We start from the raw sequence: 13,529 nt of genomic DNA, 5'->3' as shown, positions 1-13,529 counted from the left end.
GGTCATCCGTCGCTCCGGGTGAGCCGCACCTCCGCGTCGCCGAGGAAGAAGCGGTCGCCCGCCTCGATCTCCTGACCGGGCTGCGCCTCCACCTCGGTGCCCATGAGCGTCGCGAAGAGCACGCCGTTGGTCGAGTCGAGATCGGTCACGTACCATGTGTCGCCGCGCAGCTCGAGCCGCGCGTGCGTCTTGGACACGGTACGGGTCTCGTCGGGGATCGCGATGAGCTGCGCGCCCGGATGCGCCGGGTCGGCCGCCGGCCGCCGGCCGAGGATCACCACGTCTGAAGCGAGCTCGATCGGAGACCCGCCCGGGGGGATCAGCGCCCACGGGATGCGACGGCGTCGCGCGATGACGGTGCGATCGAGGGCCTCGAGGTCGTCATCGTCCGTGTCGTCGGCGCGGTCGTCGTCCACGGATGCGGCCGCGGCCGGCGCGTCCGCGGGGATCTCCGGCTGCGCGTACAGCGCCGAAACAGACGCGCGCGCCGAGCGCGGCGCTCCGGCATCGGGTGCGCCGGCCACCGCCGAGATCGCCTCCGACAGCTCCGGGAACGTGTCGTCCGCGGCGGCGGGCGCGGGCGAGCGCAGCGCGGGCGGCGGGGGTGCCCACGGCTCGGGTTCGGGCTCGCGCGACGCGTCGGCACCGGCAGCCGGCGCCGCATCCGGCTGCGGCGACGCCGGGGCCTCAGCAGGCGCCGGCACGTCGTGGACGGGCGCGACGGGCGTCTCGGCTCCGTTCGGCCCGGACAGCGACGGGCGGATGCCCGGCACCGAGGCGATCGGCGCGATCGGCGCCGGTGCGGCGGGCGCGGCGGATGGCGCTCGTCCGGCGACGCGGTCGCCGGAGTCGACGGCATCGTCGTCGGCCGGATCCGCCGCGGCAGGGCCGACGGTCGGCAGCGGGCGGGGCGGGATCGGAGGCGGCCCCGCGGACGGGCCGAACGACGGCGCGGCAGCGGGCGCCCACGCCGACGCCGCGGGCGCGGCCGCACCCGCCGCGGGCGAAGGGAGCGTCACACGCGCGGTCTCGGGCGCGTGCGGGGCAGCCGCCGGCGGCGCGACGGCGGCGGGCGCGGGCGCCGCGAACGGACTGGCGTCGGGACCGCGCCGCGCGGGCCCGGGAGTCGGCGCGGCGCCCGCGCCGATCCACCGCGCCGACCCGAAGCCCAGGACGCTGGCCCAGATGATGAAGAGCAAAGCGGCGAGCACCGTCATGCCGGCGCCGTAGCCGAAGTCGCGGTTGATGCGGTGGGCGGCGACGATCAGCAGCACCCACGCGACGATGCCGCCGACACCGGGGATGAGCGCGACGAGGATGAGCCACGGCGAGAATCCGCCCAGCTGCAGCACGGTCGCCTGGTTGAGGATCGGCACCCAGCCCTTCCAGGACTGCTCCCCCGCCTTGCGGAAGAGCGCCGCGAGCGCGAGGGACTGCCAGACGTACAGGACGACGATCAGGACGAAGGTCATCAGCCCCAGGAGGAGCCCGACGGAATCCGAGTTCATGACGTTTCGCGCCCGCGGCCGCCGGCCCGGCGCCTCCCCCTCTCGACGATGCGCATCACCCGCTGCGACGCCTGCGGCGCCACGACCCGGACGAACGACCTCAACGATACGGCCGCGCGGATGCGCCGCCACACTCCGCGCTCGCGCGCCATGGCGCGTCGCTCCTCTTCGACGATGCGCCAGAACTCCGCCGCATCCGCCTCGCTCGTGCTCTCGCGCGAGAACACCGCACGATCGGCCCGCTCGGCGAGCAGGGCGCCCGAAGCCGTGCCGAAGGCCGCGGCGATCTCTCCGCGCGTGGCCGCGCGGGGCGAGTGACGCCCGGCGTCGACCCCCGCGTCGACGTATTCGTCCCAGCCGCCGGCGATCGCCGACACCGGCGCGGCGCGGCGCCGCGCCCGGCGGCGGGCGGCCTTCGCCGCGAGGATCGCGAGGAAGGGGCCGAGCACGACGGCCAGGACGAGCAGCACGATGCCGCCGATCCGGACGACCGGCCACAGCCACGCGAGATCCCAGCCGCCGGCGTCCGGGCCGTCGTCGTCGCGGGCGGAGTCCTCCTGCACCGGCTCCGGCGGAACCACCTCGTCCACCGCGTCCGGACGCACCTCGGTGACGTTCTCGGGATCGCGCTGCTGCGTCACCTCGAGGCTCGGCGACTGCTCGGCCTGCGGCGTCACGTCCAGCGGCACCCACGTGCCGTCATCGTCGCGCACCTCGGTCCATGCGGCGAGGTCGCGGCCGCGGCACACGCCGTCCTCGCACGTCGGCAGGGCGGCGTCGGAGCTGCTCAGCCGCGCGCCGAGCACCACCCGCGCGGGGAAGCCGAGCTCCTTCGCGATGAGGGCGACGGCGACGGCGAACTGCTCGTCGTCGCCGACGGCGGCCACGTAGTTGCCGGATGCGGCGGCCCGCGGGTCGCCCTCGCGCTCCAGGAGGCGCGCGAACAGCTGGTCGACGCGGGCGAGCGAGTGGCCGGCGGCGCTCGGCTGGAACGCGTACCCGGGGCGCTCGGCGACCCACGACGGCGGCTGGGCGGCGTCGATGCTCAGCGCGTGGCTCAGGTAGCCGCGCTCGCGCAGCAGGTCGACGAGGCCGGAGAGGGCGGCGCCGCCGCTGCCGGTGGCGTGCTCCGCGACCCATGCGCGGAGGTTCTCGGGCGGCTCGACGCCGCCGAGGTCGCCGCCGGGGGCCGCGAGGCCCGACACGTCGGGCAGGGCCGGCTCGACGGCGCGCAGGCGGTAGGCGTCGCCGGTGCGCAGGCCGCCGCCGGCGACGTCGACCCCCGCGTCGTCGGCGGCGCTGTAGTAGAAGCGGTCGGCGAGCGCGGCGGCACGGTCGCCGTCGAACGAGACCGAGGCGAGCCGCCCGGCGGTGGGCGTCCAGATGGTGTCCCACGCGTCGATCTCGACGCGGATGCCGACCGCCGATCCGGTGCCGGCATCCCGCACCGACGGCACCCGCACGTAGGGCGTCGACGGGCCGTCCGCGCCCGCACGGAAGGTCTCGCCGTCGTACGCGTCGAGCACGGCGACGCGGATGCGCTCGGGCGCCGCGCCGGGCTCCGCGCTCACGCGGAACATGACGGCGTCGGCCCGCTCGTCCTCGAACAGCGTGCGGTACTGCGCGAGAGGGCTCACCGCCGCGGCGAGCTGACGATCCGGGCCGGTCGCCGAGCGCAGCACGTCCCGGTCGGCACCGCGCGCGGCCCACGGGACGACGGCGACCGCGGCCACGAGGGCGGTCACGAGCATCCCCGCCCCGAGCGCCACGCGCCGCCGGTCGGTGCGCGTGGGCCGTCGCGACATCCGCACCCCGCTGGCCGCGGTCGCGCGTGCGAGGGCCTGCAGCCGCTCGTCGCGACTGCGCCACGCGAGCCACAGCACCCCGGCCGCGAGTCCACCGGCGCCGAGCACGGTCTCCACCGGCGCGTACCACGTGAGCGGGCCGAGCACGAGCGGCGCACTCACGGCGGTCCGCCCGAAGAACAGTCCGAAGCCGAGCATGGCGAGCACCACCGGCACCGCCGCCGTCGCCCACCGGTCGGCGCGCCACGCCAGCCGCAGGGCGACCGCCGTGCCGACGAGGAACACCACGAGCGCGGGGATGAGGAGGTTGCGGTACGCCCCGACCGGCAGGTCGACGGTGACGAGGTCCTTCCACGCGAACAGCACACCGGCGAAGGCCTCTCCGAGGCCGCGGAGGAGGTCGGCCGGACCGCCGAGGCGCGCCGGCACGGCGAGGGGCACGCTCGCCAGGACGAACACGCCCGCGAGGAGGGCGGCGATCGCTCCCGCACCCCACCGGCGCCACGTCGCGACGGCGACGACCGCCGCGCCGGCGAGCGCCCCGACACCCGCCGCGAGCGCGAACGACGCCGACGCGTAGATCGGCCAGGCCGCGACGGCGGCGAGCGCCACGCCGACCGCGACGTACACGGATCCGCCGAGCACGCGTCGCGCGCCGCCGTCCTCGCCGCGCGGGCTCACGTCGACGCTCCGCGCAGCAGGAGCCCCGACAGGTCGTCGAGCGTGCCCACGGTGAGGACCGTGAGGCCCGTGACGGTCTGCATCCGCGGGTGAGCGCGCTCGTCGCAGCGCACCGCGACGACGGTCGTATCGGCCGGGAAGGCGAGGGCGGCCTGGCGCAGGCGACCGAGCTCGACGAGCGAGCCCGTGACGACGTACGCGATCGAGTGCCGGTCGCGAGTCTCGGCGGCCAGCCGGCACACGTCCTCGACCGGCATCGTGTTCTCGAACCGGTCGACGGCGCTGAAGCCGTCGAGGAGCGTGCGGGGCGTGACCGTCGGCAGGTGCCGGATCGCGCGGAGACGACCGCGCACGACGCGCGGGATCTCCGAGCCGGTCACGACATCGAGATCGCGGGCGTCGCGGACCGCGCGCACACCCAGGGAGGCGGCGGTGCTCACGGCGAGCTCGAACTCGTCGTCGTCGAGGTACTCCTGTTGCGCGGCGCCCAGCACGACCGCCATGCGCGAGCGCCGCGACTCCTCGTACTGGCGCACCATGAGCTGCCCGGTCTTGGCCGTCGACTTCCAGTGCACCTGCCGCCACGCATCGCCGGGCGCGTACTCGCGGATCGCGTGGAACGACATGTCGGCGTCGACGATCCGTCGCGAGGGCGCGCCCTCGAGGTCGCGGATGAGGCCGGCACTCGTGCTCGGGAGCGCGACGGTGCGCGGGTGCACGTACAGGTCGTGCACGTCGGCGAACGCGTGCTCGCGCCGCAGCAGCCCGATGGGATCGCTGCGGACGGTCGTCACCGGGCCCACGCGTACGACGCCGCGACGCAGGGCCGGGATCTCCAGGGGCTGCGCGACGGTGTGCCGGGGTCGCAGCAGCGGCACGCCGAACTCCACGAGCCCGCGCCCGACGGGGATGTCCAGGCGCCCGGGCAGGGCGATGCGGCGCCCGTCGTTGCGCACGACGATCTCGCCCGCGAGCGTCTGCCCCGCGATGATCCGCTCGTGCGCGAGCGTCAGGTCGACCTCGTAGGCCCGCGCGCCGAAGAGGAACGGCACCGCCATGACGATCAGCAGCAGGGCGATCGCGCCCGCGACCATCCACTCCACCCACCCGAACGCGATGCCCGCGATCAGTCCCGCGCTCGCCGCGGCGGCCACGAGAGCCCCAGCCGGCCGCACGGTGCGCCCGGCCCACGTCGCCGCGGCGACCATGGCGCGGACCGCGGCGCGCCACGCGAGCGTCGTCCACACCACCGAGCGCACGAGCGGGCTCGGGCGCCGCGACGACATCGTCGTGGTCAGCGACGTGCGCGACGCGGTGGCCGCCGACGTGCGCGTGAGGCGCGATTCGGTGAGGCTGGACGGGGCGGAGGGCGGTGTCATACGGCCTCGCGCTGCGCGGGCGGGGCGACGTCGAGGAGCACCTGGCCGATGACCGCCTCCGGCATGACGCCGTCGAACTCGGCCTCGGGGTGCAGGATCAGCCGGTGCGAGAGCACCGCGACGGCGAGCGCCTTGACGTCATCCGGCGTCGCGTACGTGCGGCCGAGCGACGCCGCCCGCGTGCGGGTCGCGCGCGTGAGCGCGAGCGCTCCGCGGATGCTGACGCCCAGTCGCACCTCGTCGGCCGAACGCGTCGCGTCGACGAGCCGCGCGATGTAGTCCAGCACGAGGGCGTCGACGTAGGTCTCCGCGGCGAGGTCGGCCATCCCCACGAGCGCCTGCGGCGTGATGATCGGGGAGAGCTCGGCGGTCGCCAGCGGCGCGCCGTCGAGGATCCGCACCGTCGCGGCGTGGTCGGGGTACCCGAGCGACGTGCGCATCATGAAGCGGTCCAGCTGCGCCTCGGGCAGGCGGTACGTGCCGGCCTGCTCGACGGGGTTCTGCGTCGCGAGCACGAGGAAGGGGTCGCCCACGGGCCGCGTGACGCCGTCGATCGTGACGCGCCCCTCCTCCATGACCTCCAGGAGCGCGGACTGCGTCTTGGGGCTCGCGCGGTTGATCTCGTCGGCGAGCACGATGTTGGCGAACACCGGTCCGGCGTGGAACTCGAACTGGCCGGTCTTCTGGTCGTAGACCGTCATGCCGGTGATGTCGCCGGGGAGCAGGTCGGGCGTGAACTGGATGCGCGTGTTGGTCCCCTGCACCGACTGCGCGATCGCGCGCGCGAGGGACGTCTTGCCCGTGCCCGGCACGTCCTCCAGGAGCACGTGACCGTCGCTGAGCATCGCGGTGAGGACGAGCTCGACGACGCGGCGCTTGCCGAGCACGGCGCGCTCGACGTTGTCGGCGATCTGCGAGAAGGTCTGGGCGAACCACGTGGCCTGCTCCGGGGTGATCGTCATGGGTGCGGTGTCCTTCTCGATGGTGCGGGGGCGGTGCGGGCGGTCAGGGGGTCGTGGGCGCGGAGACGGCGGGGGTGCAGTCGCCGCCGAAGCTGATGCCGGTGGCGTCGTTCAGGCCCCACTTGCCCCACGCGACGGTCAGGCCGATGTCACGGACGGAGGCGGCGAGCGCCGGGACGGCACGCGGGTCGTCGGCGTTGGTGGGGAGGGCGTTCCCCTGCGCGTCGAAGTAGCGCACGCGCGACCAGTCCGGCGTGATCGTGGCGGCGCCGTCCGTCGAGGACTGGCTGATCGAGAGGCGGCCGCCGCCCTGGCACGCGGCCACGGCCCACCGCGCCTGCACCTGATAGGGCGCGCTCCCGGCTTGCGGCTGCACCTGCCCGCGCTCGGACTGCGTGCCCCAGAAGCGGTGCTGGAAGTAGACCTTGATCTGCGGGTCGCGCTCGAACACGTCCGTGCCCGGACCCCAGTTCTCGTAGAGCACGTCATTGTTGCGCGGCGGCGCGCTGCCCTCGTCGATGCGGTCGATGCGCCACCGCGCGACGCGGTTCTGCTCGTCGATCTCGGGGCGGGCGCCCACGTGGAACGTGTAGCCGGTGGGCGCCGCCCTGTTCTGGTCGGCGCGCACCGCCTGCTGCACCTGGGCCTCGCCGAAGCCGCCGTTCCCGCCGAAGTGCGACTCGGCGCACGCGACGAAGCTGTATTCCTCGCCGTCGCGCTGCCCCGGGAAGCTCTCGGTGCTGCCGCCGGCGCGCGGGTCGCACTGCCAGGCGCGGTCGGCGGGGACGACGTCGAACCATACGTCCGACCCCGTGCCGTTCGGCTGCGCCGTCACGACGGCGTCGATGCGCACGGTGCCGTCGCCCGAGGGGACCGAGGTGAGGGCCAGCGACAGGTTCTGCGGCGCGCCGACGCCGTTGGCCTGCACGACCGCGGCCTCCCCCGCGGGGCGTCCGCCGAGCCCCGGCGGAAGCGTGAACCGGGAGAACGCCGTGACGGTCACGTCGGTGCGGGAGTTCGTGCCCACGCGGTAGCGATCGACATCCACGCGGTCCTGGCCCGGGCGGATGGTGACGTTCTGCGTCTCACCCGTCGCGCTCGCGATCTGGATGTAGCCGGTCTCGGCGCTGTCGATGCCCGCGATCGAGAGCGCGATGACGCCGCCCTCGTCGCCGTTCGGCTTCGGCGTCCACGTGACGGACGACGGTGTGGCGGGGGTGTCGTACGCCCACGCGGTGGTGCGGACGCTTCCTCTCGACTCGCCGACCCCGTTCACCGCCCACGCCTCGTACACGCGCTGCTCGCCGTTGGGCGCCGCGATCACGGGGCACACGCCGTCGCTCGCGCATCGGGCCACCTCCGCACCGCCCGAGCGCACGACGAAGCCCGACAGTCCCGGGTACGCCAGCCGCGCGTCGCCCGGATCGATCCGCAGCGTCACGGCGCCATCCGCGTAGGCGGTCTGCCGGATGCTCGCGGGTGCCTTCGGATACCCCTGCAGGTCGAGCAGGATGCGCCCGTCGCGCTCGGATGCGGTGACCCGGCCCTGCGCGTCGCGCACCGAGAAGCTCGCGGTGCACGTCGCGCCCGGTGCATCCGCGGTCCACGACGCAGCCACGCTCGTGGGCGAGGCGACGCGGAAGCTCACGCCCACGCACGCGCCCATGGGCCGCACGTCGACGACCTCGAGCGGCGTGCGCGGCAGCGGGTTGACCTCGCCGCTCGCGCCGATGACGCCGATCGCGCACCCACCGCCCACGGCCTGCGAGCACTGCTGGGCGACCGAGCCACCCTGCGGCAGCGTCGAGGGTGCCGCGCCCACCCGCAGCACGAGGCGCGCGGGGGTCACGGCGGTGTGGCTCGTGACGCCGACGACCGCGGCGGTCTCGGTGCCGGGCACGGCACGGTCCTTGCCGACGACGGTGACGACCGTGCCCGCGAGCGACACGTCGAACGCGCCGCCGCCGTAGTCCAGCGAGTACTGGATGCCGTCCCAGTCGGCGCGCGCGAGCTGCCACGTCGTCATGTCGCGCAGGTCGTACGTCGCCGTCTCACCCGGACCGACCGTGAGGGCGGCGGGGCGCAGCTCCGGCTGGGGGTCGCGCGCGATCACCGCGATCGGCACCGACAGCGTCGTCCAGTCCTCGCTGCCGGCCAGGCGCACCGGGACGACGCACGCGTCGGTCCACGGGGCGCCGGCGCCCGCGTCGTAGCGGACCGTGGTGCCCGACTCGACCGTGCACGACGCCTCGGCGCGTGCGCCCGACGCCTTGAGGTCGTCGCCGACCTCGAGCGCGGCGCCGCGGGGCAGCGCCACGAGGGAGGCCATGTCGAACGTCGTGGCCGCGAGCTCATCGACCTCGCGCGCGCTCGTGCCCGCCCGCAGTGCCAGCGCGAGGTCGTCGTCGCCGGGGACGCGCAGGAACGCGTAGGTGGTGATCTCCTCGTCGCCGACCTCGCCCGTGATCGCGAACGGGATGATCCGGGTGGTCGCGGGCAGCTCGCCGCTCAGCTCCCGCCCGTCCAGGCGCACGCCGTCCGGCTCTCCCCACAGGCTGATGGTGAGATCGCCCACGTCGCCGCGCGACCACGTCGCCTTGCCGGTCAGCACGTCGACGCCCCGGGCGAACTCGTCGCGGTTCTCCGCCGTGAGCACGGTGTCGGCGACGATCGGGTAGTCCGGCACACTCTCGCGCACGACCTTCACGACGATGAGGCCGCGGCCGGTGTTGCCGGAGTCGGAGGCGACGTCGTAGAGGAACGACATCGTTCCCGGCGCCGTGCCGGCGGCGATCTCGACGCCCGACGTCGACACGGTGCGGATCTGCTCGGCCAGGCGCGCGTACTCGGGGTTGGCGCTGCCGTCGTCCGCGAACGTCTCGGGCAGGTCGGGCCGCACGTCGGTGAGCTCCAGGCGCCCCTGGGTGGGGTCGATGTCGTTCGCGAGCGGGCTGACACGGATGGTGTTGTCGGCGCCGGCCTGCACCTGCACATAGTCGGTGAAGGTGATGGGGCTCGGATTGGCCTCGGCGTCGAGGATCCCGATGCGCACGGTCCCCTCGCCGGTGGCGCCGGCGGCGTCGACCACGCGATAGCGGAACGAGACCTGCCCGCTGTCGCCGGGCAGCGCGGAGTACACGATCGACGCACCGTCGGCGGAGATCGCCGCCGAGCCGCGCTCGGGCTGCGACACGATCCGGTCGAGCGTCACGACGTCGCCGTCGGGATCCATGCCGAACCCGTCGAACTCGATCGTCGTCGTGCCGCCGCTGAGCACGCGACCTTCGAGGCGATCGGGGACGGGCGCGCGGTTGGACTCGTCGGCCAGCACCGCGATCCGCACGGTCGCGGTGCTGACGAGGGAGGGGGAGCCCGTCGTGTAGACGGAGTAGTCCACGGCGTACTCCCCCGGCTCGGCGGGAGCGAGGTAGCGCAGCACGTCGCCGGACGAGAAGGCGAGCGCATCCGCGGTCGATGAGCGGATCGAGGACGGATCGAGCGTCGGTCGTCCGCCGGCGGGCGACACGTCGTTGCCGAGCACCGGGATGTCCACCTGGGCGCCGGCGCGCACGGTGACGGCGTCGTCGACGGCGATCGGCGCGAGCTCGGGCGCGGGCGGCAGCAGATACACCGTCGCCTCGCCGCTGACGCGCGCACCCGCATCCTGGGTGCCGTCGCTGACGGTGTAGGTGACGGTGCCGAGACGTCCGGCCGCCCCCGTCGCCGTCGTGCCCGAGACCCGCAGGTCGTTCTGCCCCACCGCGTCGACGGACAGCGACGCGCCCTCGTCGGCGGTCGCCACGACGTCGCTGAGCAGGAGGACGCGGCGCGTGGGGTTCGACACCGCGGCGAACACGTCGAGCGTCGCGTCCTCCTGCGGGCGCACGAACGCCACGACCGGCGACGTGGCCAGCTGCGCGGGTGCGTCTGCCGGCAGCATCGTGATCTTGGCCGTGCCGGTGGCCTCGGTGGCGCCGTCGGTGACCGTGAATCCGACGCGGTACGTGCCGGGATCGGACGCGGCGAAGTCGAACGACGTCGAACCCCCGACGACCGTCGCGGTGGCGGCGGCGGCGTCGAGCACCCGCACCGACGACAGCGACAGCGTGCCGGCGGTGCCGGTGACGTGGGGGGCGACGTCGACGGTGAGCCCCGCGTCGACCGTGTCGACCACGGCGAACGACTGCACGGCGAGCGCGGGATCGGGACGCACCCGCACGACCAGGGACTTCGTCGCCGTCTGCCCGTCGGTGTCGGCCACCGTCACCCCGAGCTCGATCAGCTGCTCGCCGCCCGATCCGTCGTCGGCATGCTGGTAGACGACATCGCCCGACGGCGTGGAGGCGACCGTCCCGATGCCCGACGGGTTGTCGACCGACAGCAGGAGCAGCGGGTCGCCGTCGGGGTCGACCCATCCGGAGAGCACCGGAACCGTCACGGTGCCGCCACGTGCCACCTCGGGGGCCGGCCACGGCGTCAGGCAGCGGTCCACGCCGCACCACTGCGGCGCGCCCTCACCGGAGGACGCCGTGAGGGTGACGGTCGTCGCCTCCGAGCGCAGGCCGTCGGCGGCGGTGCCGTCGGTCACCGCGTACGAGAACGTGGCGCTGCCGGATGCGGCGGGGTCGACCCGCACAGCGAGTCGCTGGCCGTCGTCGGTCACGCTGACCGCGCCGAATCCGGGATCCAGACCCGTGACCGAGGTCGGATCGATGCTCAGCACGTCCTCGTTCGGATCGTGATCGTTCAGCAGCACGGGAAGGGTCGCGAGGCGCCCCGCCCGCACCCCGAACGCATCCGGCTCGGCGATCGGGGGCTTCGGGTCGATCACGACGCTCACCTGCTCGTCGCTCTGCACCGTGGCCGGATCGGTGCGGTCGTCCAGGCTCCAGTCCTGGCTCGAGGGCACGAGACGGCCGTCGGGCACCGTCCACACCCAGCCGCTGCGGGTCTCGTTCAGGATGATCGCGTCGTCGGTCGCGACGAACACCGGCCGCCGGTCGTCGCCGAGCTCGCCGTCGGGGCCGTAGTCCAGCGCCGTCTCGCCGTCGCGCGAGCTCCACAGCGTTCCGCCGGCATCCGCGCCCGCGAGCCACGCCGCGTACACGTCGCCGTCGCGCTCGACCGGCACGGCGGGCGTGCCCAGCACCGTCGCGCCGCGGTCGACCTCGGTGGTCACCGAGCCGTCGACCCCGACGCGGACGAGGCCCGTCTCCCCCGCGACGTACACCGCGTCGCCGGCGGTCGCCGGCGCGCTCACGACGATGTCGCCGGTGAGTTCGACCGTCGCGGTGTCGTCGCGTCCGCGCACGCGCACCTCGCCGTCGTCGCGGTCGACGAGCGCCCACGTGTCGCCCGCGGCCGTGAGCACGGGTGAGGCGACCTCCCCCGTCACACCGTCGCGACCGCGCTCCTGGCCCGAGGCGATGTCGAAGCGGACGACAGCGGCGTCCGCGGCCGAATAGGCGAACAGCTCGCCGTCGGCGTTCACGGCCACGGCCTGTGCGGTGAAAGCCGCGTCGTCCTCGTCGTCGGATCCGGGCGGGGCCACCTGCGCCGCATCCCCGGCCGAGAGACGGCCCGCGTACACGGCGCCGGCGTCGGTGCGGTAGGCGACGTAATCGCCCGCCGTGGCGACATCGGTCGTGCCCGACGGCGTCGAGTCCGACTGCCGCAGCCGCTCCTCGTCGAGGTCGATCGGCAGCGCCTCGTCGATGCGGGTGAGCTTGCTGAAGCTGTCGGAGAAGAGGAACGCGCCCGCGGGCGACTGCGCCACCGCGCTCGGATTGCTCACGCTGCGGACGGTGTCCAACTCGCCGATCGCGGTGTTCACGCGGGCGTAGCGACGCCCGTCGCCGGTCTGCAGCGCCCACACCGAGGCGTCGACCTCGGGGGTGTCCTGCGCATCGAGCCCGGGCCACACGATGCTGACTCCCACCACGAGCGCGAGGGCGCATCCACCGGCGACGATGCCGGCGATCGTGCGGCGCCGCATCAGAGGATCCCCGTGGCGAACAGCGCCGAGACCGCCACCGCGCCCGCCGCCACCAGAGCGGCCGCGCCGAGCAGCCACGGGACGGCCGCCGCCGCGCGGCGGTCGCGGCCGGAGATGTCGGTGTCCTCGTCGCGGGCGAGGGCCGCGACGCCGGAGGCGGTGCGGGTCTTGCGTCGTCCGCTGTGCTCGACGCGCGAGCGGACCGGCCCGCGCAGCGACGTGTCGGCGAAGTCGACGCCGCGCGCTGCGGGCGTCCACTCGTCGACCGCGACCTCCAGGGGCGTCACGGGAAGACCCAGCTCCGCCTGCACGCCGCGCAGGGCCTCTCCCACCTCGAGCGCGCTCGCGGGCCGCTCGCGCGGATCACGGCTCATGGAGCGCGCGAGAAGGGACTGCAGCGACGCGGGCACGTCGGCGCGCGGGATGTCGGTGTACGCCGCCCGCGCGATGCGGCGCCGCAGATGATCGCGCGTGTTCTGCCCGCGCTCGCGACGCTCGAACGGGCTCTGGCCGGCTAGGAGCGAGTACACCGTCGCCCCGAGGCTCCACACCTCCGTCGCGACGGTGCCCGCGGTCTGCTCGGCGACGACCTCGGGCGCGCTCCACGGGACGCTCATCGCAAGCACCTCGTCGGCGCCCTGCCGCGCGAGCGACGAGGAGATGCCGAAATCGGCGAGAACGGGCGACCCGAAGGTCGTGATGAGGATGTTGCTGGGCTTCACGTCGCGGTGGACGAGCCCGGCGCGGTGCGCAGACTCCAGAGCGCTCGCCATCTTCACGCCGATCGCGAGCACTTCGGGCACCGGCATCCGCTCGACGCGGTAGCGCTGGGCGAGCGACCCGGGGCAGTACTCCATGACGATGTAGGGGCGGCCGTCGGCGGAGATGCCGGCCTGGTACACCGTCACGATCGACGGGTGGGCGGAGAGGTGCGCGAGCACGTCGGCCTCGGCGTTGAACATGCGCAGGAGATCGGGGTCGCGCACGTCGCTCGGGAGCACCTTCACCGCGACGCTGCGGCGCGGCATGTCCTGCTCGTAGAGGAAGACGTCGGCGAATCCGCCGGATCCGAGCGGGCGGATGTACGCCAGGCCTGGGAGGATCGGAGGCGCGGCGGGCAGGCGTGTGGGCAACCGCGCCTCCCCCGGTTCGATGTCCCCTGCGCCACCGCGTCGCGGCGCGCACTCGATACGAGCCCG

Annotated in this window: 6 protein-coding genes; all 6 read right to left on the bottom strand. The window is 74.7% G+C overall.

The window, feature by feature from the left end; all coding sequences use genetic code 11:
* Positions 1 to 2: 2 nt before the first annotated feature.
* From EI169_RS03350 to EI169_RS03325, 6 genes are read right to left on the bottom strand one after another with little or no spacing between them, the layout of a single operon-like run.
* Positions 3 to 1,508, bottom strand: coding sequence for a DUF5684 domain-containing protein (locus EI169_RS03350; RefSeq protein WP_125131001.1), 1,506 nt, complete (start codon positions 1,506 to 1,508; stop codon positions 3 to 5).
* Entirely contained in the window at positions 1,505 to 3,994 is a 2,490-nt protein-coding gene (locus tag EI169_RS03345; RefSeq protein WP_240640582.1) for a transglutaminase domain-containing protein, read from the bottom strand. The genes EI169_RS03350 and EI169_RS03345 overlap by 4 nt, the downstream gene beginning before the upstream one ends.
* Positions 3,991 to 5,373, bottom strand: coding sequence for a DUF58 domain-containing protein (locus EI169_RS03340; RefSeq protein ID WP_125130999.1), 1,383 nt, complete (start codon positions 5,371 to 5,373; stop codon positions 3,991 to 3,993). The genes EI169_RS03345 and EI169_RS03340 overlap by 4 nt, the downstream gene beginning before the upstream one ends.
* Complete coding sequence (locus EI169_RS03335; RefSeq protein ID WP_125130997.1) at positions 5,370 to 6,335, bottom strand: MoxR family ATPase; 966 nt, start codon at positions 6,333 to 6,335, stop codon at positions 5,370 to 5,372. Before EI169_RS03335 ends, EI169_RS03340 begins: the two co-directional genes overlap by 4 nt.
* Positions 6,336 to 6,378: 43 nt before the next feature.
* The gene (locus EI169_RS03330; RefSeq protein ID WP_125130995.1) at positions 6,379 to 12,330 is read right to left on the bottom strand and encodes an Ig-like domain-containing protein; all 5,952 of its coding nucleotides are present in this window, start codon (positions 12,328 to 12,330) and stop codon (positions 6,379 to 6,381) included.
* Positions 12,330 to 13,463: a serine/threonine-protein kinase gene (locus EI169_RS03325; RefSeq protein ID WP_125130993.1), complete on the bottom strand. Its 1,134-nt coding sequence runs from the start codon at positions 13,461 to 13,463 to the stop codon at positions 12,330 to 12,332. The genes EI169_RS03330 and EI169_RS03325 overlap by 1 nt, the downstream gene beginning before the upstream one ends.
* Positions 13,464 to 13,529 lie beyond the last annotated feature (66 nt).

The organism is Microbacterium sp. 10M-3C3 (genome assembly GCF_003931875.1).
Classification (GTDB): domain Bacteria; phylum Actinomycetota; class Actinomycetes; order Actinomycetales; family Microbacteriaceae; genus Microbacterium.
This window is presented reverse-complemented; position numbering and strand designations above follow the sequence as displayed.